This window comes from Streptomyces sp. NPDC053426, from assembly GCF_055585405.1.
In genome coordinates, this window is the sequence record NZ_JBVJKE010000007.1 from 399,986 (window position 1) to 420,472 (window position 20,487).

General features: G+C 71.8%; 21 protein-coding genes. 6 read left to right on the forward strand and 15 right to left on the reverse strand.

Annotation, left to right across the window (positions count from 1 at the left end; genetic code table 11):
• Window positions 1-53: 53 nt before the first annotated feature.
• The 6 genes from ACZ62B_RS17570 to ACZ62B_RS17595 all read right to left on the reverse strand — a co-directional run bounded on the left by ACZ62B_RS17570 (window position 54) and on the right by ACZ62B_RS17595 (window position 5,661).
• A complete protein-coding gene (locus ACZ62B_RS17570; protein WP_468878037.1) occupies window positions 54-632 on the reverse strand; it encodes a sugar kinase in 579 nt (192 codons plus the stop codon).
• Window positions 629-1,777 carry an ROK family glucokinase gene (locus ACZ62B_RS17575; protein WP_030869668.1) on the reverse strand — a complete coding sequence of 383 codons (1,149 nt, stop codon included), beginning with the start codon at window positions 1,775-1,777 and terminating at the stop codon, window positions 629-631. Before ACZ62B_RS17575 ends, ACZ62B_RS17570 begins: the two co-directional genes overlap by 4 nt.
• Before the next feature lie 64 nt (window positions 1,778-1,841).
• Window positions 1,842-2,687, reverse strand: a complete 846-nt coding sequence (locus tag ACZ62B_RS17580; RefSeq protein WP_468726485.1) for an ATP-binding cassette domain-containing protein — start codon at window positions 2,685-2,687, stop codon at window positions 1,842-1,844.
• Entirely contained in the window at window positions 2,684-3,739 is a 1,056-nt protein-coding gene (locus tag ACZ62B_RS17585) for an ABC transporter permease (protein WP_344566109.1), read from the reverse strand. Before ACZ62B_RS17585 ends, ACZ62B_RS17580 begins: the two co-directional genes overlap by 4 nt.
• Window positions 3,736-4,740, reverse strand: coding sequence for a sugar ABC transporter substrate-binding protein (locus tag ACZ62B_RS17590; RefSeq protein WP_468726479.1), 1,005 nt, complete (start codon window positions 4,738-4,740; stop codon window positions 3,736-3,738). The genes ACZ62B_RS17585 and ACZ62B_RS17590 overlap by 4 nt, the downstream gene beginning before the upstream one ends.
• A gap of 171 nt (window positions 4,741-4,911) precedes the next feature.
• Window positions 4,912-5,661, reverse strand: coding sequence for a GntR family transcriptional regulator (locus tag ACZ62B_RS17595; protein ID WP_469690993.1), 750 nt, complete (start codon window positions 5,659-5,661; stop codon window positions 4,912-4,914).
• Between the two features lie 116 nt (window positions 5,662-5,777).
• Here ACZ62B_RS17595 and ACZ62B_RS17600 point away from each other — a divergent pair, with 116 nt between their 5' ends.
• Window positions 5,778-6,800: a Gfo/Idh/MocA family protein gene (locus ACZ62B_RS17600; protein WP_344566113.1), complete on the forward strand. Its 1,023-nt coding sequence runs from the start codon at window positions 5,778-5,780 to the stop codon at window positions 6,798-6,800.
• 2 nt (window positions 6,801-6,802) lie between these two features.
• Here the strand turns inward: ACZ62B_RS17600 and ACZ62B_RS17605 are convergent, their stop codons facing one another.
• Both ACZ62B_RS17605 and ACZ62B_RS17610 read right to left on the reverse strand, forming a co-directional pair.
• Window positions 6,803-7,477: a response regulator transcription factor gene (locus tag ACZ62B_RS17605; protein ID WP_344566115.1), complete on the reverse strand. Its 675-nt coding sequence runs from the start codon at window positions 7,475-7,477 to the stop codon at window positions 6,803-6,805.
• 58 nt (window positions 7,478-7,535) lie between these two features.
• Window positions 7,536-8,786 (reverse strand): sensor histidine kinase, encoded by a 1,251-nt coding sequence (locus tag ACZ62B_RS17610; protein WP_469690969.1) that lies wholly within the window; start codon window positions 8,784-8,786, stop codon window positions 7,536-7,538.
• A gap of 179 nt (window positions 8,787-8,965) precedes the next feature.
• Here ACZ62B_RS17610 and ACZ62B_RS17615 point away from each other — a divergent pair, with 179 nt between their 5' ends.
• Complete coding sequence (locus ACZ62B_RS17615; protein WP_344566122.1) at window positions 8,966-9,166, forward strand: hypothetical protein; 201 nt, start codon at window positions 8,966-8,968, stop codon at window positions 9,164-9,166.
• Window positions 9,167-9,207: 41 nt separating this feature from the next.
• On the opposite strand, the gene ACZ62B_RS17620 is transcribed toward ACZ62B_RS17615, so the two are convergent.
• Window positions 9,208-9,834 carry a dihydrofolate reductase family protein gene (locus ACZ62B_RS17620; RefSeq protein ID WP_344566124.1) on the reverse strand — a complete coding sequence of 209 codons (627 nt, stop codon included), beginning with the start codon at window positions 9,832-9,834 and terminating at the stop codon, window positions 9,208-9,210.
• 141 nt (window positions 9,835-9,975) lie between these two features.
• Between ACZ62B_RS17620 and ACZ62B_RS17625 the strand changes: the two genes are divergently transcribed.
• Window positions 9,976-10,728: an SDR family oxidoreductase gene (locus tag ACZ62B_RS17625; RefSeq protein WP_469690976.1), complete on the forward strand. Its 753-nt coding sequence runs from the start codon at window positions 9,976-9,978 to the stop codon at window positions 10,726-10,728.
• A 194-nt stretch (window positions 10,729-10,922) separates the two neighbouring features.
• Here the strand turns inward: ACZ62B_RS17625 and alc are convergent, their stop codons facing one another.
• Together alc and allB are read right to left on the reverse strand one after the other, a co-directional pair.
• The gene (gene alc / locus ACZ62B_RS17630) at window positions 10,923-12,002 is read right to left on the reverse strand and encodes an allantoicase (RefSeq protein WP_469690979.1); all 1,080 of its coding nucleotides are present in this window, start codon (window positions 12,000-12,002) and stop codon (window positions 10,923-10,925) included.
• Between the two features lie 32 nt (window positions 12,003-12,034).
• Window positions 12,035-13,375, reverse strand: a complete 1,341-nt coding sequence (gene allB, locus ACZ62B_RS17635) for an allantoinase AllB (RefSeq protein ID WP_344566130.1) — start codon at window positions 13,373-13,375, stop codon at window positions 12,035-12,037.
• A 243-nt stretch (window positions 13,376-13,618) separates the two neighbouring features.
• Between allB and allR the strand changes: the two genes are divergently transcribed.
• A complete protein-coding gene (gene allR, locus ACZ62B_RS17640) occupies window positions 13,619-14,425 on the forward strand; it encodes an allantoin degradation transcriptional regulator AllR (RefSeq protein WP_344566132.1) in 807 nt (268 codons plus the stop codon).
• A 39-nt stretch (window positions 14,426-14,464) separates the two neighbouring features.
• On the opposite strand, the gene ACZ62B_RS17645 is transcribed toward allR, so the two are convergent.
• Window positions 14,465-14,779 (reverse strand): DUF5955 family protein, encoded by a 315-nt coding sequence (locus ACZ62B_RS17645; protein WP_344566134.1) that lies wholly within the window; start codon window positions 14,777-14,779, stop codon window positions 14,465-14,467.
• Window positions 14,780-14,981: 202 nt separating this feature from the next.
• On the opposite strand from ACZ62B_RS17645, the gene ACZ62B_RS17650 reads away from it, so the two are divergent.
• Together ACZ62B_RS17650 and aceB are read left to right on the forward strand one after the other, a co-directional pair.
• Complete coding sequence (locus tag ACZ62B_RS17650) at window positions 14,982-15,599, forward strand: nucleotidyltransferase family protein (RefSeq protein WP_344566136.1); 618 nt, start codon at window positions 14,982-14,984, stop codon at window positions 15,597-15,599.
• Between the two features lie 207 nt (window positions 15,600-15,806).
• Window positions 15,807-17,432, forward strand: a complete 1,626-nt coding sequence (gene aceB, locus ACZ62B_RS17655) for a malate synthase A (protein WP_468878060.1) — start codon at window positions 15,807-15,809, stop codon at window positions 17,430-17,432.
• Window positions 17,433-17,435: 3 nt separating this feature from the next.
• Here aceB and ACZ62B_RS17660 read toward each other — a convergent pair whose 3' ends face one another.
• The 3 genes from ACZ62B_RS17660 to ACZ62B_RS17670 form a co-directional block, all read right to left on the reverse strand.
• On the reverse strand, window positions 17,436-18,362 hold the full coding sequence (locus tag ACZ62B_RS17660; protein ID WP_344566140.1) for a HipA family kinase: 927 nt from the start codon (window positions 18,360-18,362) through the stop codon (window positions 17,436-17,438).
• Window positions 18,363-18,501: 139 nt separating this feature from the next.
• The gene (locus tag ACZ62B_RS17665; RefSeq protein ID WP_344566142.1) at window positions 18,502-18,780 is read right to left on the reverse strand and encodes an alpha-amylase; all 279 of its coding nucleotides are present in this window, start codon (window positions 18,778-18,780) and stop codon (window positions 18,502-18,504) included.
• Between the two features lie 372 nt (window positions 18,781-19,152).
• A partial coding sequence (locus ACZ62B_RS17670) for an alpha-1,6-glucosidase domain-containing protein (protein ID WP_469690983.1) occupies window positions 19,153-20,487 on the reverse strand: 1,335 nt, incomplete at its 5' end.

Genomic DNA, 20,487 nt, shown 5'->3' on the forward strand with positions numbered 1-20,487 from the left:
CTCTACGGGCGGGGTCTGACAATCGGCCCCGGCGGCCGGTGGGGCGGGCGGCGTCAGGGCACGGTGCGGGAGACGACGTACACCCTCGGGTAGCCCGGCTTGTCGTGGTTGACGACGACGTCGTGGGTGGGCGCCGGGTCCTTCTGCTCGTGGACGAGGCCGGACCAGGTGCCGGGTCCGTCGAACGTCCAGCCGGTGACGTCCCGGTCGCGCTCGCTGATGGTGATGTCGTCCTGCTTCAGGTCGTCCTGCCGCACACCCAAGCTGGTGAGGAAGGCGCTCAGGCCCGCGTCGGTGGTCTCGAACTCGACGTAGAGGCGGCTGGTCTTCCAGTTGTTGGTCTCGTAGTAGGCCACCCACCAGGCGGGGTGCGGGATGGGCACCTGGTAGAGGCGGCGCTGCACCTTCGACGGCCAGCCCTCGGTGAGGCCGGTCGCGGAGTACTTCGCCTCCTTGTCCTTGCCGCTGGCCCGGCTCTGGTTCGCGGAGATCACCAGGTACCCGGCCGGAATGCCGATGAGCAGCACGATGATCAGCAGGGTGAGTGCCCTGCGGCGGATCATGTGCCGTCGGTCCTCGGCCGGGCGGGGCGCGCCCGGGAGAACCGGCTGCTGGGGGAACCCGTCGCTCACAGCGACTCCTGGGTGGTACGGCGGGCCTCCGCGTACCGCTCGTAGCGTTCGTAGCGCTCGACCCGGCGCCGCTTGGCGCGGCGGAAGCGGCGGGCGACCAGCCGGGCGAGGTCGGCGGCGCCGACCATGCCGGCCTCGGGGCCGAGCTGGGCGCGGACGATGTGGGCCTCGGGGCGGTAGCCGCGGCCGGTGAGGTGCCGTTTGAAGGCGTCCCGCGCGGGGCCGATCAGCAGGTCGTCCGCGGCGGAGACGCCGCCGCCGATGACGAAGCAGGAGGGGTCGAGGGCGGCGGCGAGGTTGGCGATGCCGACGCCGAGCCACTGCCCGATGTCCTGGAGCAGCTCGATGCACATGGCGTCGCCCTCGCGGGCCAGCTCGGTGATCATCGGGCCGCTGATGTCGGCGATGTTGCCCTTGACGTGCTCGATGATCCCGTAGGCGACCGGTGAGTCGGCGGCGGCCAGCTCGCGGGCCTCGCGGACCAGCGCGTTGCCGGAGCTGTACTGCTCCCAGCAGCCGCGGTTGCCGCAGGGGCAGCGGTGGCCGCCGGGGACGACCTGCATGTGGCCGAACTCGCCGGCCACCCCGTACTTGCCGCGCTTGACCTGCCCGTCCTCCAGGATCGCGCCGCCGATGCCGGTGCCGAGCGTGATCATGACGAGGTGGTCCTCGCCGCGGCCGGCGCCGAAGCGCCACTCGGCCCAGGCGGCGGTGTTGGCGTCGTTGTCCACCAGGACGGGGACGGCGAGGCGTTCGGCGATCCGATCGCGCAGCGGTTCGTTGCGCCAGGACAGGTGGGGGGCGAACAGCACGCGGTTGCGGTCGGCGTCGACCCAGCCGGCCGCGCCGATGCCGACCGCGTGCACGTCGTGCCGGTCGGACAGGTCCAGCACCAGTTCGACGATGGTGTCCTCGACGACCTTGGGGCTCTTGGACTTGTCCGGGGTCTCCGTGCGCAGCCGCTCCAGGATGTTGCCGTCGGCGTCGACGACGCCCGCCATCACCTTGGTGCCGCCGATGTCGATGCCGACCGTCGGGACACGGGGCGCCGTCAGGTGGGAGCGGCGCTCACGGGTGCCGACGGTTCTCAGGACCGGGGCGCGGCGGGAGCCGATGGGGGCGGTGAAGTCGCGGTAGGTGCTCATCGTGTGCGATTGTGCCGCACCGGTGCGGTGATTGTGGTGCGGGGCAGGTGGGGGGTGGTGCGGATCATGGCCGGGTGCGGGTGCGTTGGGGCTGGTCGCGCAGTTCCCCGCGCCCCTGTGGGGCGCGTCGCAGCTCGTGGCGTAGAGCGTCGAGCTCCGTTCCGCCTGCCATCTGCTGGGTCAGCTCGTCCAGGGTGATCTCGTTCCGTGTGTGGTTGCCGACCATCGTGCCGCGCTTCAGCAGGACGAACCGGTCGCCCACCAGGTACGCGTGGTGGGGGTTGTGGGTGATGAAGACGACGCCCAGGCCCTCGTCGCGTGCTGCCGACACGTACTTCAGGACCACGCCCGACTGTTTCACGCCCAGGGCCGCCGTCGGTTCGTCCAGGACGAGGACCTTCGCTCCGAAGTGCACCGCGCGGGCGATGGCCACGCACTGGCGTTCGCCGCCGGAGAGGGTGCCGATGGGCTGGTCGACGTCGCGGAGGTCGATGCCCATGCGGAGGAGTTCCGCGCGGGTGGTGCGGCGCATGTGGTCGACGTCCATGCGCTTGAAGGGGCCGATGCCCTTGCGCGGCTCGGAGCCGAGGAAGAAGTTCCGCCAGACCGGCATGAGCGGGACGACGGCGAGGTCCTGGTGGACGGTGGCGATGCCGCGGTCCAGGGCCTCGCGCGGGGAGGCCAGGCGGGTCTCCTCGCCGTCGAGGGCGAGGGTGCCGCCGTCGTGCCGGTGCAGTCCCGCGATGATCTTGATCAGGGTGGACTTGCCGGCGCCGTTGTCGCCCAGCACACATGTGATCTCGCCCGCGTGCACCTCCAGCGAGACGCCTTCGAGGGCGCGGACGTTGCCGTAGTGCTTGCTGACGCCGGACAGCTCCACGAGGGCCGTACGGGGGTCGGTCCGTGTCATTTCGAGGCCTCCGCGCGACGGCGCACCCAGGTGTTGAGCAGGGTGGCGAGGAGCAGCATCGCTCCGAGGAAGAACTTGAACCAGTCGGGGTTCCACTCGGCGAAGACGATGCCCTTGCTGGTCATGCCGAAGAGCAGCGCGCCGACCGCCGAGCCGACGGCGCTGCCGTGGCCTCCGGTGATCAGACAGCCGCCGATGACGGCCGCGATGATGTAGATCAGCTCGTTGCCGACGCCCTCGCCGGACTGGACGACGTCGTAGGAGAAGAGCAGGTGCTGGCCGCAGACCCAGGCGCCGAAGGCGACGCCCATGTAGAGGGCGGTCTTGGTCCGGGCCACGGGGACGCCCACCGCGCGGGCGGCGTTCTCGTTGCCGCCGACCGCGAAGATCCAGTTGCCGGCGCGGGTGCGCAGCAGGATCCAGCTGCCGAGGACGACCAGGGCGAGCCACCACAGGACGGTGACCTTGATGTGCGTGCCGCCGACGGTGAGGGTCGACGCGAACAGGGCCCGCGCGGTGGTGAAGCCCTCCATGTCGGCGATGGTCTTGGTGGAGACGGTGCCGCTGATCAGCTTGGTGAGGCCGAGGTTCAGGCCGGTCAGCATCAGGAAGGTGCCGAGCGTGACGATGAAGCTCGGCAGCTTCGTGCGGGCCAGCACGATCCCGTTGAAGGCGCCGACGGCGAGCGTGACCAGCAGGGACACGCCGACGCCGACCCAGACGTTGGCGGTCATCTGGTAGCTGAACATCGACGACACCAGTGCCGACGACGTGACCAGGACACCGGCCGACAGGTCGAACTCGCCGCCGATCATCAGCAGCGCCACCGGGACGGCCATGATGCCGATGGTGGAGGAGGCGTAGAGCACGGTGCCGAGGCTGGAGGCGCGCAGGAAGCCGTCGGCGGCGAGGGCGAAGCAGCAGAAGACGGCGATCGCGCCGACGAGGGAGCCGAGCTCGGGTCTGGTCAGCAGCCGCTGGAGCGGCGAAGAGCTGCGCAGAAACCTTTCATCAGAGGCGCCGGGAGACACGCCGGGAGTCGTCGCGCTCATCGGGTGCCCCGCTGCGTGTACTCCTCGAGCGCGGCGGCGTCGTCCTCGGTGATGATCTGCGGCCCGGTGAGCACGGGCCGGCCGCCGCCGAGGACGTCGGCGTTGTACCGGTACAGCCACAGCAGGTCGACCGCCTCGTACCCCTGGAGGTAGGGCTGCTGGTCGACGGCGAAGCCGAGGCTGCCGTCCTTCAGGCCGGCGGCGACCTTGGCGTTGAGGTCGAAGGTGTCGATCTCGGCGTCGCTGCCCGCGCCCTCGCGGGCCTTCACGGCGGTGTCGGCGTAGGGGGCGCCGAGGGTGACGACGGCGTCCACGGCGGCGTCGGACTGGAGCCGGGCCTCGATCGCCGACTGCACGTCGGGCATGCTCGTGCCGTTGACGTGGAGGCGGACCAGCGTGCCGTCGAAGGTCTTCTCCACACCGTCGCAGCGCTGCTCGTGACCGACGTTGCCCTGCTCGTGCAGGACGCAGAGGGCCTTCTTCCGGCCCCGCTGGTTCAGCTCCTCGCCGACCGCCTCGCCGGCGATCGTCTCGTCCTGGCCGATGTGGGTGAGCGCGCCGAACTCCTCGGACTCGGCCGAGCCGCTGTTCACGGTGACGACCGGGATGCCGGCCTCGCGGGCGCGGGCGAGGGACGCCTTCATCGCGTCCGGCTTGGCGAGGGTGACGATGATGCCGTCCACCTTCTTGTCGACGGCCGCGTCCACGAGCTGCGCCTGCTGCTGGGCCTCGTCGTCGTGCGAGTAGAGGAAGTGGATGTTGTCCTTCACCGCGGCCTGCTTCGCGCCGCTGCGGACGATGTCCCAGAAGGTGTCGCCGTCTCCCGCGTGGGTGACCATCGCGAAGGTCCAGCGGGGGGTGTTCACCGCCGCCCGCCCCTGGGCCGCCGCGGCCGCGCGGGCGTCCTCCGCCCGTTTGCCGCCGGTACTGCTGCATCCGGCGAGCGAGAGACTCAGCGCCCCCGCCAGCGCGATGCCCACCCAGGTCGAAAACCGTGACACGAGGACTTGCCCTTCTTGCTGTGCTCTTGCGTGTGCAAGGGGCTGATGACCGCACCGGCCCCAAACGCCCCATTCTCGAACACGGGCATCGGGCGTCCCCGCGCGGGGACCGGAAGCCGGTCACATTGTCCTGACATCAAGACGGCGCGGTGCGTGCGTCGCACCGGATTGTCAGGACCGTACAAGCAGCTGGAACTCGAACGAGTAGCGGGAGGGCCGGTAGGTGTGGGTGCCGAACTCCACCGCGCGGCCGGTGTCGTCGAAGGTCACGCGCTGCATGGTGAGCAGCGGGGCACCGGTCCGCTCGCCGAGCCGCTCGGCCTCGTCGGCGGTGGCGGCGCGGGCACCGATGGTCTGGCGGGCGCTGTGCAGGGTGATCCCGGCGGCCCGCATCAGCCGGTACAGGCCGGTGGCCTCCAGTTGGCCGGTGTCCAGGTCGAGCAGGCCGGGCGGCAGGTAGTTGCACAGGTACGCCATCGGCTCCCCGTGGGTGAGCCGCAACCGTTCGATCCGGTGCACCTCGCCGTCCTCGGCCACCCCGAGCGCGGCCGCCACCTCGGCGGACGCCGCCACGACGGTGTTGACGAGCACCTTGGTGGCGGGGCGCTGGCCGGCCGCCTCCAGGTCGTCGTAGAGGCTGCTGAGCTCCAGCGGACGTTTGACCTGGCTGTGCACCACCTGGGTGCCGACCCCGCGGCGGCGCACCAGCAGGCCCTTGTCGACGAGGGACTGGATGGCCTGGCGGACGGTCGGCCGGGACAGGCCGAGCCGCGCGGCGAGCTCGATCTCGTTGCCCAGCAGGGTGCCGGGGGTCAGCACGCCGCGCTCGATGGCGGACTCGAGCTGCTGGGACAGCTGGAAGTACAACGGCACGGGGGAGCCGCGGTCCACGCTCAGCTCCAGCTGTACGGTCGGGTCCACTTCTGGTTTCGGCACGGGCCGAGCGTAGCCCCGTGCGCTGTTGACGGGAAGTTGTGTAGTTCGGTTGTCCGGACATACGCATTGACAGGGGGCGGCGCGGGCCCCACTTTGTTTCCATGCGCATCGGGGTCATCGGTACGGGCCGTCTCGGCACCATTCACGCCCACACACTCAGCAGGCACCGCGACGTCGGCTCCCTGATCCTCACGGACGTCGATCCGGCGCGGGCGCAGGCCCTCGCCCACCGGCTCGGCGAGACGGCGGCACCCGGGGTGGACGAGATCTACACCTGGGGAGTGGACGCCGTGGTGATCACTACGGCCACGTCCGCCCACGCCGATCTGATCGGCCGGGCGGCCCGCGCGGGGCTGCCGGTGTTCTGCGAGAAGCCCATCGCCCTGGACCTGGCGGGCACGTTACAGGCGGTCACGGAGGTCGAGACGGCCGGGACCGTCCTGCAGATGGGGTTCCAGCGGCGCTTCGACGCCGGGTACACGGGCGCGCGGGAGGCGGTGCGCTCGGGCAGGCTCGGGCGGCTGCACACCGTACGGGCGATGGCCGGCGACGCGGAGCCGCCGCCGGCCGGGTATCTGCCGCAGTCCGGCGGGCTGTACCGGGACACCCTGATCCACGACTTCGACATGCTGCGCTGGGTGACCGGCCGGGAGGTCACCGAGGTCTACGCGGCCGCCTCCGACGCCGGTCCCGCGATGTTCCGCGAGGCGGGCGACGTGGACACCGGCGCGGCGCTCCTCACCCTCGACGACGGCACGCTCGCCACGGTCACCGCGACCCGGCTGAACGGCGCCGGCTACGACGTGCGCATGGAGCTCGCCGGGGAGCGGGACCAGATCGCCGTCGGCCTGGACGACCGTACGCCGATCGCGTCCACCGAACCGACCGGGCCGCCGGCCGCGGACAAGCCGTGGACCGGGTTCCTGGAGCGGTTCGGGCCCGCGTACGAGGCCGAGCTGATCGCGTTCGTCGAGGTGGTGCGGGGCGAGCGGGCCAACCCGTGCGACGGGCGGGAGGCCCTCCAGGCGCTGCTGATCGCGGAGGCGTGCGAGCTGTCCCGGCGGGAGCGCAGACCGGTCCGGCCGACGGAGCTGGTGAGCGGGGCGACGGCGGCGTACACCTGAGATCAGCGGTCCCCGGGCTCCTCCAGGAGGCCGGCGTCGTGGGCGAGCAGGGCGATCTGGACGCGGTTGTTGAGGCCGAGCTTGGCCAGGATCCGCGAGACGTGGGTCTTGACGGTGGCCACGCTCATGTACAGCTCGGTGGCGATGTCGGCGTTGGCCAGGCCCCGGCCGACCGCGACGGCGACCTCGCGTTCGCGGTCGTTGAGGTCCGCGACGCGCGCACGCGCGCGCGTGCGCCGTGTGTCGGCGGCGGTGCCGGCCGCGTGGGCCATCAACTGCCGGGTGACGGTCGGCGACAGCACCGGGTCGCCGGCCGCGACCCGGCGCACCGCGGCGACGATCTCGGCGGGCGGGGTGTCCTTGAGGACGAACCCTGCGGCGCCCGCGCGCAGCGCGCGCAGCACCTGCTCGTCGGCGTGGAAGGTGGTGAGCACCACGACCTGCGGGGCGTCCTCGCGGCGGCGCAGCGACTCGGTGGCGGTGAGGCCGTCCACCGTCGGCATCCGGATGTCCATGAGGACGACGTGCGGCCGGGTGCGGTCGACGAGCGCCTCGACCTCGCCGCCGTCGGCCGCCTCACCGACGATCTCGATGTCGTCGGCGCCGCCCAGCATGAAGGACAGCCCGGCCCGCACCAGCGGGTCGTCGTCGACGAGGAGCACTCTGATCGCAGTCATGGCCCGTAGGTAATCACGGCCGGGCGGGGCGGGGACACACGCACCGGCCGCTCCCGGTTCACCCCCACGGCAGCCGGGCCCGTACCTCGAACCCGCCGTCGGGGGCGGGCCCGTGCTCCAGGGTGCCGCCCGCCAGGGTCGCCCGTTCGGTGAGGCCGATCAGGCCCTGCCCGGCGCCGGGCACGTGCGGTACGTCCCCCTCCGGCGCGGGGTTGCGCACGGCCACGGTGAGGCCCTCCCCCGGGCCGCCGGTGACCGACACGGTGACCTCCGTGCCGGGGGCGTGCTTGCGGGCGTTGGTCAGGCCCTCCTGGGCGATGCGGTAGGCGGTGCGGCCCACGGAGGCGGGGACGGCGGCCGGGTCGGTGACCCGCTGGTCCAGGGTGACCTTCATGCCGGCCTGCCGGGACTCGGCGGCCAGGGTGCCGAGCGCCGCGAGCGTCGGCTGCGGCCGGCCCGCGTCGTCGGCGTCGCCGGCCCGCAGCACGCCGATGATCTCCCGCAGGTCCTGCAGCGCCTCGTGCGCGCTCTCCCGGATGACGCCGGCCGCCCGCGCGACCTCCTCGCGCGGGGCGTCGGGCCGGAACTCCAGGGCGCCCGCGTGCACGCTCAGCAGCGTCAGCCGGTGCGCGAGCACGTCGTGCATCTCCCGCGCGATGGCCTCCCGCGCGAGCCGCTGCGCCTGCTCGGCCCGCAGCCGCGCCTCGGTCTCGGCCCGCCGCGCGCGGTCCCGCAGGCTCAGCATGAGCTGCCGTTTGGACCGTACGAACATGCCCCAGCCGACGGTCGCGGCCGTCAGCACGACGAAGAGGACGAGCACGGCGAGATACGGCAGGTCGGGGTCGGGGCGCCACCAGAAGTACAGCGGGACGAGCGCCGCCTGGATGCCGCCCACCCAGGCCACGTACCGGAAGGGCCGGTGCACGGCGAGCGTGAACAGGGAGATGATCGCCACGCCGCCGGAGGTCTCCGAGACGAAGCTGACCGGGATCATCACGGCGGCCAGGGCGAGCGGCCACCGCCGGCGCAGCCAGACCGCGGCGCACGACAGCGCGCCGAGCACCTGGTCGGCGACGGCCAGCGCGTGCGGGATGTCGTGGTTGTCGCGGAGCGTCTCGGCGCCCGCCAGGCCCACGAGCACGGCCAGCAGGAAGCAGGCGAAGTCGACGACCCAGTCGCGGGCGGTACGCCGGGGCCGTCGCCCGGAGCGGTTCGCGTCGGGGTCGAGTTCGTGGATGAGGGCGGACGGGAAGAACCACCGGCGCCCCGTGAACACCGGGGCGGTCTGCGCCGCCTTGTCACCAGTCACGGTCGACAAATCTACGCAGAGGGCGGTCCCGGCACAGCCTCGCCCGCGGGATCGGCTACCTAAGTCGCGGCACCGCGGACTTTCGGCGCTCCGGTCGGCGCGGAGCACCCTCTTCCGTCGGGACGGGCTCGCCTCGCGGCCGATGCGGGCGGGGGGTCCGCGGGGCGAGAGTCGGTGCCATGAAGCAATTGCTGGAGGTTCTGGGTTTCCTCGCCCTGGTGCAGGGGGTGGCGGGTCTGGTGAGCGAGCTCGCCGGCTGGGACTGGGGGCTCGTCCACCGGTTCTCGTTCCTCGACGGTTACGAGCTCTTCGCGAGCATCGCCCTGCTGGTGCTGAGCGGCGCCCTGTTCGCCGCCGCGGAGAGCCGGAAGCCCGGCTGACATCGCCGTCCGGGCGGCGGCGTCCACCGGTGCGGCCGGTGTCAGACGTTCTCCGGGAGCTCGTACGAGCCGTACGCGGGGCGGCCGGAGAAGTCGTAGGTCTGGATGGACACGCCCGCGGCGGTGATCTCTCCGCCGGTGTGCCGGAAGGCGCTCGGCATCGAGCCCTCCGGGAACAGGCGGCGCCCGGCGCCGAGGACGACCGGGAAGGTCAGCAGGTTCAGGGTGTCCACGAGGTCGAGCGCGAACAGGGACCGGGCGAGGGCGCCGCTGCCGTGCAGCTGGAGCTCGCCGTCGGTGCGCTCCTTGAGGGCGGTGACCTCCTTGGCGAGGTCGCCGCGGATCACGGTGGTGCCGGCCCATCCGGGGTCGGTGAGGCCGGCGGAGGCGACGTACTTCGGCAGCGCGTTCAGTTTGCCGGCGACCGGGTCGGCGGGGTCGGTCATCTTCGGCCAGTACGAGGCGAAGATGTCGTACGTACGACGGCCGAGGAGGAAGGCGCCCACGCGGGAGAAGACCCCGTTGACGAACCGGCCGAAGTCCTCGTCGCCGTAGGGGACGCTCCAGCCTCCCTGGTCGAAGCCGTCCCTGGTGTCCTCCTGGGGACCGCCGGGGGCCTGGTAGACGCCGTCGAGGGTGACGAAGGTGGTGACTACGAGCTTGCCCATGACGGGTTCCTGCCTTCCGGTACGAGGGGGCGTGCCGTCATCAGCTCAGACCCCGGCGGGGTCCGCAACTCATCGGTGGTGCGTCAGGTCGACGTCCGTTCGCCGCCAGCGGCCGGGGGGCGGGGGCGCTGGGATGGACGCATGACGACAGACACTTCTGTGAAGAACCTGCTCGGCAAGGTGGCGTTGGTGACCGGCGGCAGCCGTGGGATCGGCGCGGCGACGGCGCTGCGGCTGGCGCGGGAGGGCGCGGACGTCGCGGTGACGTACGTGAACGGCAAGGAGGCGGCCGAGGAGGTCGTACGGGCCGTGGAGGCGCTGGGGCGCCGCGCGGTGGCCCTGCGGGCGGACGCCGGTGACCCGGAGGAGGCGGCCGGGGCGGTGAGCGCCGCCGCGCGGGAGCTGGGGCGGCTGGACGTGCTGGTGAACAACGCGGGGGTCGGCGTGCTCGGGCCGGTGGAGACGCTGTCCCTCGCGGATGTCGACCGGGTGCTCGCGGTGAACGTGCGCGGGGTCTTCCTCGCCTCCCGCGCGGCGGTCGCCTTCATGCCGCGCGGGGGACGGATCATCACCGTCGGCACGTGTATGACGCAGCGGGTGCCCGGGCCGGGCGGGACGCTGTACACGATGAGCAAGTCGGCGTTGGTGGGGATGACGAAGGCGCTGGCCCGGGAGCTGGGTGGGCGGGGGATCACGGCGAACATCGTTCATCCGGGGCCGATCGACACGGATATGAATCCGGCGGGTGGGCCTTATGCGGACGGGCAGGCGGCGATGACCGCGGTGGGGCGGTTCGGGAGGGTGGAGGAGGTCGCGGAGACGATCGCTCATCTGGCGGGGGCGGACTATGTCACCGGGGCGGAGTTCTCGGTGGACGGGGGGCATGCGGCGTGATGTCTGCCCGGGCGTGGCGGCGGGGGTGACCGTCGCCACGCCCGGGGGTTGCGGGGTGCCGTGCGTGAGGGGTTGCCCTGCCGGCGTTGCCGGGTGCCTCCCCCACTCTCGGCTTCGCTCGAGCGGGAGGTACCCCCACCGCCCACCCGTGCCGCCCCAGCGGCACGACTGCCCGCAGCTGCGGCGGTGGTGGGCTAGCTGTTCTGGTCGGTCAGGGAGCCGAACAAGCGGAGGCGGGAGATGCCGCCGTCGGGGTGGATGTCCACGCGGGCGTGGGTGGCGGTCGCCGGGACGGGGAGGACGAAGCGGTGGTTGGTGTCGGGCTGGAGGCGGGTGCGGGGGAGGATCTCCCGCCAGTCGCCGTCGTCGCCGTCCTTCACCGAGACCGACGCCCAGCCGGCGCTGTTGCCCTTCAGGTACGCCGTGTCGATCTCCAGGGCGCGGATCCGCGACTGGCCGACCAGGCGGTAGCGGATCCAGTCGTGGCCCCGGTCGCGGCGGCGGCGGGTCTCCCAGCCGTCGTCCATCTTCCGGGAGCGGCCGGGCCGGATGGTGTTGGCGGCCGGTGAGTAGAAGCGGTCCGAGGCGTCCTCGACCCGGCCGCCGTTCTCCAGCGCGACGACGTCGAAGGTGCCGAGCGCCGCCAGCCACGCCGGATCGGGCACGACCTCGCCGTACACCCGCAGCCGGGCTACGCCCCCGTCGGGGTGCTGCTTGAGGCGGAGGTGGGTGAAGCGCTGTTCGTCCGTGACGGCGAAGCCGTTGGCCGCGTGGCCGCCGACCGGGGTGCGCGGGACGAGCGTCGTCCACTTCACGTCGTCCGAGAGCAGTTCCTCGGGCGACGGGGAGCCCTCCACCGACGTGCCCTCGACGGAGACGGCCTGCGGGTGGTTGCCGCGGAAGTGGGCGGTGTCCACGACGATCCCGCGGACGACTCCGGGGGCGCCGAGCCGGATCAGCGCCCAGTCGTGGTCCTCGTCCGCCGGCCAGGGGTGTTCGGCGGAGGTGCCGCGCCGGCGCCGGGTCTCCCAGCCGTCCATGATCTTGCCCTTGTGCCCGAAGTGCTCGGGGTCGAACTCGGCGCGCCCGGGCAGCAGGAGGTTCTCGCGCTCGGCGAAGAACTCGTCGTTGGCGGCGATGACCCCGGCGCCGAGCCGGCGGTCGGCGAGGTCGACGTGGTGGGTGAAGGGGAAGTCAGCGGTGCGGTAGTCCGCGTACGGGTCGCCGCCGCTGTAGGGGTGCGCGTCGCCGGTGAAGCTCTCGATCGCCGTCACGGTGATCTGGTCCTGCCTTTCGGGAGTCGGTGTCAGTGGGAACGGGTGAGCAGTCGGCCCTTCGGTTCGGTGAACGCGCCGTCGGCGACGACGCGCCTGCCGCGTAGCCAGGTGGACTTCACGACGCCGTACAGGGTCCTGCCCGCGTACGCCGTCACCCGGTTGCGGTGCTGGAGCTCCGCCGGGTCGACGGTGAAGGTCTCGTCGGGGGCGAGGACCGCGAAGTCGGCGTCGTGACCGGGCGCGATGGCGCCCTTGCGCGCGTCGAGTCCGACGAGCGCCGCCGTGCGCGTCGACATCCAGCGCACCACGTCCTCCAGACCGTGGCCGCGCCTGCGGGCCTCGGTCCAGACGGCCGGCAGGCTGAGCTGGAGGCCGGAGATGCCGCCCCAGGCGGTCGAGAAGTCGTCCGTCTTGAGGTCGGCGGTGGACGGGGAGTGGTCGGTGACGACGCAGTCGATGGTGCCGTCCGCCAGGGCCTGCCAGAGCAGGTCCTGGTTGGCGGCCTCGCGGATGGGCGGGCAGCACTTGAACTCGCTGGCCCCGTCCGGGACTTCCTCCGCGGTGAGGGTGAGGTAGTGGGGGCAGGTCTCGACGGTGACGCGTACGCCGTCCGCCTTGGCCGCGGCGATCACGGGGAGCGCGTCGCTGGAGGAGAGGTGGAGTACGTGCACCCGCGCGCCCAAACGTTTCGCCACGTCGACGAGGTGCGCGATGGCGGTGTCCTCGGCGTCGCGCGGGCGGGAGGCGAGGAAGTCGGCGTACTTCGGGCCGCCGTGCTGCGGGGCGGCGGCCAGGTGGTGCGGGTCCTCGGCGTGCACGATCAGCAGGCCGTCGAAGGCGGCGATCTCCGCCAGGGACCGGGCCAGTCGATCCTGGTCGAGGTGCGGGAACTCGTCGACGCCCGACGGTGACAGGAACGCCTTGAAGCCGAAGACGCCGGCCTCGTGCAGCGGGCGGAGGTCCTGGGCGTTGTCCGGCAGGGCGCCGCCCCAGAAGCCGACGTCGATGTGGGCCTTGTCGGCGGCGACCCGCCGCTTGGTGCGCAGGTGGTCGACGGTGGTGGTGGGCGGGAGGGAGTTGAGCGGCATGTCGATCAGCGTGGTGATGCCGCCGGCCGCCGCCGCGCGGGTGGCGGTCCAGAAGCCCTCCCACTCGGTGCGGCCGGGGTCGTTGACGTGCACGTGGGTGTCGACCAGGCCGGGCAGCAGGACGTCGTCGCCGAGGTCCTCCAGGCGGGCGCCCTCCGGGACGGGTGCGTCGTACGGCAGGACGGCCGTGATCGTGCCGTCGGCGACCGTGACGGACGCGGCGCGCGTTCCCTCGGGAGTGATGACGCGCGTGGAGCGCAGCACCTGTTCGGCGTCGGACACCCGGATCCTCCTGACCTTCCGCCGGGATGGAATTCAACGTTCTGTTGAAGGAGTCTTCACCCGCGCTTCCGGCCCGTCAAGGGCCTTCCTCCCGTGCGGCCCCGGCCGGCGGCCACCTCTGGACGATTCCACAAAGTGAAATTATACTTTCGTCAGGCAGAACGTGGCTACGCACAAGCGGGCGATCGACCGGCTGCCGGGTAGGCTTCTGCCCTTCCTGCCAGGCCTCGAAAGGAACGCGCCGTGCCGACGTCCAGCGCCAGCACCAACGACTCCGCCCGGTCCGCCGCCAGTGGTGGCGTGCAGTCCCTCGAGCGCGCCTTCGATCTGCTCGAACGGATGGCGGACGCGGGCGGCGAGGTCGGCCTGAGCGAGCTGTCCGCGAGCAGCGGACTGCCCCTGCCGACCATCCACCGCCTGATGCGCACGCTCGTCGCCTGCGGCTACGTACGCCAGCAGCCCAACCGCCGTTACGCGCTCGGCCCGCGGCTGATCCGCCTCGGCGAGTCCGCCTCCCGGCTCCTCGGCACCTGGGCGCGGCCGTACCTGGCCCGCCTGGTGGAGGAGACCGGCGAGACGGCGAACATGGCGCTGCTCGACGGGGACGAGATCGTGTACGTGGCGCAGGTGCCGTCGAAGCACTCCATGCGGATGTTCACCGAGGTCGGCCGGCGCGTCCTGCCGCACTCCACGGGCGTGGGCAAGGCCCTGCTGGCCGGTTTCCCGCCGGAGGAGGTACGGGCCCTGCTCGGCCGCACCGGCATGCCCGCCGCGACGGACAAGACCATCACCACGCCGGACGGCTTCCTCGCGGCCCTGGAGGACGTGCGCCGCCTGGGCTACGCGATGGACGACAACGAGCAGGAGATCGGCGTCCGCTGTCTCGCCGTACCGGTGCCGGACTCCCCCACGGCGGCGGCGATCTCCATCTCGGGCCCGGCCGGGCGGGTCACGGAGTCGGCGACGGAGAAGATCGTGCCGGTGCTCCAGCAGGTGGCGGCGGAACTCTCCGAGGCGCTCGCCACGCCGGGCACCGGCCCCACGAGCTGATCAGGACGTACGTCAGCCGCGCGGTGACGGGGCGTGCGTTCAGCCGCGCGGCGACGGACCGAACAGATCCACCGCCTCGCGCAGTTCCCGCACACCCTGCCCCAGCGCGCTCACCGAGCCGATCGCGCCCGCGATCAGCAGCAGGGAGCGGCGCAGCCGGGGGATGTCGGGGTCGCCCGCGGCGGCCATCCCGGCCAGCGCGGCGAGTTCCTCCTCCGCGATGCTCCGGTCCCGGAAGTCCCCGGGATGAGCGGCGAGTTGACGGCGTAACCGGGACACGGCGGAGCGCAGCCCCGTCACTCGCGGGTCCGTCTGACTGCCGGGCACACGCCTTTGCTCCACGCTGCGCAACACAGTCCTCCCCCTGGCACGTCGTTGTGCGCCTCCCCGACCGGCCGCGGCACCCCGCCGACCGGTCGCGCCAGTAAACGCCACCCCGGCCCCCTTGCGCCAGTCCGCTGCGTCATCGAGTTGCTCCGCAGCGTGACAAGGTGGCCCCGGGCACCCGTCCCGCGCCGTCCCGCTCCTCCGCGGCGGGGTGCGGTATGCAGGACGTATGACGACACATCACAGGGGCGGGGACACCACCACGGAGGTCGTGGGGCTGCTGCTGGCCGCGGGCGGCGGGCGGCGGCTCGGCGGGCGGCCCAAGGCGCTGCTCACGCACCGGGGCCGGCCGCTGGTGGAGCACGCGGCGGAGGTCCTCCGCGCGGGCGGCTGCGCACGGGTGCACGTGGTGCTCGGCGCGCGGGCGGACGAGGTGCGCGCCCGCGCCTTCCTGCCGGACTGCGCCCTCGTCGACAACCCCGCGTGGGAGCGGGGCATGGGCACCTCCCTGCGGGCCGGCCTCGACTCCCTGGCCGGGACGGGCGCGCGGGCCGCGCTGGTCTCGCTGGTCGACCAGCCCGGCATCGGCCCGGAGGCGGTCGCGCGGGTGCTCGGCGCCTACGGCTCCCCCGAGTCGCTCGCCTCGGCCGCCTACGACGGCGTGCGCGGCCACCCGGTGCTGTTCGGCGCCGCGCACTGGGCCGGGATCGCCGCGACCGCGACCGGCGACCGGGGGGCACGCGCCTACCTGAAGGAGCACGCGGAACGGGTCGCGCTCGTCGAGTGCGGCGACGTGGCCGAGGCGTACGACATCGACACCGAGGCGGATCTGGCGCACCTTGAATGAACCGGGGTGGCGGTGAGTGAGGAGGCTGGCACCGAGCGCCGCCTTCCCTCGACCCGGAGAATCTCGACATCAACAAAACATTGAACTTCCACAATGAGGAAACTACTATCCACTGATCAGAAGCGCCCGGCCTCCGCACGGGCGTCCCCCGCCGTACCCGGGTCGACCGGCACCCGGTGCCATGCACGCCGAAGGAAGTGACAGCTGATGTCCGCACCAGCGCCGTCCCCGCTGGCCATCGTCGACGCCGAGCCCCTGCCCCGGCAGGAGGAGGTCCTCACCGAGGCGGCGCTCGCCTTCGTGGCCGAACTGCACCGGCGGTTCACGCCCCGGCGTGACGAGCTGCTCGCCCGCCGCGCGGAGCGCCGCGACGCGATCGCCCGTACGTCCACGCTCGACTTCCTGCCGGAGACGGCCGCGATCCGCGCGGACGACTCCTGGCGGGTGGCCCCGGCCCCCGAGGCCCTGAACGACCGCCGGGTCGAGATCACCGGGCCCACCGACCGCAAGATGACCATCAACGCCCTCAACTCGGGCGCGAAGGTCTGGCTCGCGGACTTCGAGGACGCCTCCGCGCCCACCTGGGAGAACGTGGTCCTCGGCCAGCTCAGCCTGATCGACGCCTACACCCGGAACATCGACTTCACCGACCCGGTCTCCGGCAAGTCGTACGCCCTGCGCCCGGACGCGGAGCTGGCGACGGTCGTCATGCGCCCGCGCGGGTGGCACCTGGACGAGCGTCACCTCACCGGCCCGGACGGCACCCCGGTGCCCGGCGCGCTGGTCGACTTCGGCCTGTACTTCTTCCACAACGCCAAGCGGCTGATCGAGCTCGGCAAGGGCCCGTACTTCTACCTCCCCAAGACGGAGTCCCACCTGGAGGCCCGGCTGTGGAACGAGGTGTTCGTCTTCGCGCAGGACTACATGGGCGTGGCTCAGGGCACGGTCCGCGCCACCGTCCTGATCGAGACGATCACGGCCGCGTACGAGATGGAGGAGATCCTCTACGAGCTGCGCGACCACGCCTCCGGGCTGAACGCCGGCCGCTGGGACTATCTCTTCTCCATCGTCAAGAACTTCCGTGACGGCGGGGCGAAGTTCGTCCTTCCGGACCGCAACGCGGTGACGATGACCGCCCCGTTCATGCGCGCGTACACCGAACTCCTCGTCCGCACCTGCCACAAGCGCGGCGCGCACGCGATCGGCGGCATGGCGGCGTTCATCCCGTCCCGCCGGGACGCGGAGGTCAACAAGGTGGCCTTCGAGAAGGTGCGCGCCGACAAGGACCGTGAGGCGAACGACGGTTTCGACGGCTCCTGGGTCGCCCACCCCGACCTGGTCCCGATCGCGATGGAGTCCTTCGACCGGGTGCTCGGCGACAGGCCGAACCAGAAGGACCGCCTGCGTGAGGACGTGGACGTGAAGGCGGCCGACCTCATCGCCATCGACTCCCTGGACGCCAAGCCGACGTACGCGGGTCTGGTCAACGCCGTTCAGGTGGGCATCCGTTACATCGAGGCGTGGCTCAACGGACTCGGCGCGGTCGCCATCTTCAACCTGATGGAGGACGCCGCCACCGCCGAGATCTCCCGCTCCCAGATCTGGCAGTGGATCAACGCGGAGGTCGTCCTCGACAACGGCGAGCAGGTCACCGCGGAACTGGCCCGCAAGGTCGCCGCCGAGGAACTGGCGGGCATCCGCGCCGAGATCGGCGAGGAGGCCTTCACGGCCGGAAACTGGCAGCAGGCGCACGACCTGCTGCTGAAGGTCTCCCTCGACGAGGACTACGCCGACTTCCTCACCCTGCCGGCGTACGAGCAGCTCAAGGGCTGAGCCCTACGTGTCCGAGCGGCCCAGGTGCACCGACCAGTCCTGGGCCGCCGCCGGTTTGCCGTGCAGGTCGGGGACCCGCTTCAGCCAGTCCGGGCGGCCCCGCCGGGTCTTCGCCGCCCGCCGGGCGTTCTCCTCGGCGAGCTCGTCCGGGCCGGGGAAGTCGGTGGGCAGCCAGGCGCGGGAGGACCGCACGCGCGCGTGGAGGTACGTCACGTACGCCTCGCGGACCTCGTCGGGCGTGGCGAAGTGGGAGTCGCCGGCCAGCCAGTCGTCGGGGACCTCGGCGGTGATGGACCGCAGCAGCTCCTCGGTCACCTTCGGCGCGAGTTCGGCGTCGGCCGCCGGTACGTCGGGGCCGTAGTGGCCGAGGGCGTGGTGGCGGAAGTCGTACGCCTTGGCCGGGTCGGAGCCCTCCCAGCGGTGGTGGAAGACGAGCGCGGCCCCGTGGTCGATGAGCCACAGCCGCGGGGGCGCGACCCCGAGCGTCGGCCACACCACCAGGTTGGAACTGTGGACGGTGCGGTCCACGTTCACGGTGAGGGCGTCGAGCCAGACGATCCGCCCGGCCTCCAGCGGATCGACGGGGAAGACCTCGGTGACCTCGGGGGTGAAGTCCCGCGCGCCCGACAGGTAGTCCATGCCGAGATTGACCCCGGCGCTGGCGGCGTGCAGCTCCCGCACCTCCTGGTGCGGCTCGCCGTCCGCCACCGCCGGATCGAAGTGCGCCAGCACCAGCTCGGGGAACCGCAGCCCGAGGGCCCGCGCCAGCTCCCCCACGATCACCTCGGCGACCAGCGCCTTGCGCCCCTGCGCGGACCCGGTGAACTTCACGACGTACGTCCCGAGGTCGTCGGCCTCGAAGACGCCGGGGACGGAGCCGCCGGAGCGCAGGGGTGTGATGTAGCGAGTCGCAGTGACGCATCTCAGCATTTTCCAAGGCCCCACAATTAATTGGCGTTATATTCCACGGTCGGCTCCGACATTAAAGTGAGCACGGTAACCCAGCATGACAGCTGGGAAGGAGTGCCCGGGCCGTGGCGCCCGCCCGTTCCGCCACACCGCGACGAGGTCAGGATCCGTCATCACCGTCGTACAGCACGATGCCCTCGACCGTGTTCCCCGTGGTCCCGTACCCCGGGAAGGTGACCACGGCCCTCGGAGGCACCTCGCGGTAGGGGACCTCCATTCCGTTGCCGTACACCACCCTCACGGTGTGGGTGGTGGGGCAGTCGCTGGTGACGAACGTGTAGCGCCAGCCCGCGCTGAACGTCAGGCACTCAGGTACGGCCGCTCCGCTTCCCGTGTCCCCCGAGGGCTCGGCGTGGGCCGCCGTGACGGATGCCGCCACGGTCAGGACCATCGAGCAAGCGACAACAATTGAACGCACTATCCGCCCCATTGGAACATTCTCCTTCACTTGGTGAACGAACACGTTCAGCGTACGCGGGGCTCGACACGGCATGAAAAATTTTGCGGCAAGTTTCAGGGAATTGCGGTACTGCTTTCAACGACTGACGCACGCTCTTGTCCACTGAAGAGCCAGTTCAGCGGTGCGCACCGGGGCCGCCGCCGACGACGGACGACGAGGTACCCGCGGTGCGCGGAACGGTCGCGACAAGTCCGAAAGAGATCGCTCCTCGCTCGGGCCCTGGCACCGGACCACGAACATGGAGGTGCCCGTGCCGGTCGGCCGGCACGGGCACCTCGCAGGACGGTTCCGTCAGCGCTTGAAGACCACCACGGAACGGCCCGGTACCTCGAAGGTGCCGGTGCTCTTCGTGTAGGCGGCCGTCCTGACCACCGGGTCCGCACCGGCCGTCTGCACGGGGTGCAGGCGGTAGTCGGTCCCGGCGAGCGTGGCGATCTGCTGTTCCTGCCGCTCCGGCGTGGCGTTGAAGATCACGGTCAGGTCGCCGAGGGTCATGGTGATCACGCCGGGTGTTTCGTCCTTGCCCGACAGCGGGAAGGCGAGCCGGGACTGCACCTGGGCGGCCGTGTCGAGGGAGAAGGTCTTCTCCGTCGTGCGGATTTCCAGCAGGTCCCGGTAGGCGGCCGAGGTGCCCTCGATCTGCGGGCAGCCGACCTTCACCGCGCCGAGCAGGGGCCTGGCGTAGGGCCACTTGTCCTTGTTGTCGGCGGCCGGTGGCAGGCCCCGGCCGAAGCCGTTGCCGTCCGCGCAGTTCCAGTGGATGGCGTTGAACCAGTCGCCGCTGTCGTAGGAGTTGCGGTCCAGGGACTTGGAGCGCAGCAGGTCGGTGCCTGCCTGGGAGAGGGCCGGGCCCTGCGAGAGGGTGGCGGTCGCCATGGCGAGGACCTGCATGCGGGCCCGGTCGTCGGCGGATGTGTCCTTGGGCAGTTTGAAGGTGAGCGTGTCGAACAGCGACTCGTTGTCGTGTGCGTCCGCGTAGGCGAGGGCGTCGCCGGGGGCGGCCGCGTATCCGGCGGGGGCGCCGTTGTAGTCGACCTGGGAGCCGGTGACCTCCTTGCCGCTGGTGTCGGTGAAGGTGTAGTCGGCGAGGTTGCCGCTCAGGCCCACCTTGATGAGGTCCTGGTAGTGCAGCAGGCGGGCCTTCTGCTCGGCTGCGGTGCCGTTGTTCTCCGAGGAGTTGGGGTCGGTGAAAAGGCCGGAGGCGAAGCCCTGCACGCCGGGGTCCTCGTCGAAGGGGCCGCCGCCGCGCACGGCGTCACGGGCCCGGTCGGAGAAGGTGGCGATGCCGGTGCCGGCCATGTTCTTCTGCGTGGCCTGCTCGAAGCGGGCGTCGTCGGCGATCTCGCCGAAGTTCCAGCCCTCGCCGTACAGGATGATCTCCTTGCCGTCGACGCCGTCCTCGGCGAGGGTCAGCGCATCCAGCGCCTTCCTGACCGCGAGGATGTTGGCCTTCGGGTGGTGGCCCATGAGGTCGAAGCGGAACCCGTCGACCTTGTACTCCTTGGCCCAGGTGACCACCGAGTCGACGACCAGCTTGCCCATCATGGCGTTCTCGGTGGCCGTGTTGGCGCAGCAGGTGCTGGTGGCGACCGAGCCGTCGGCCAGCAGCCGCTGGTAGTAGCCGGG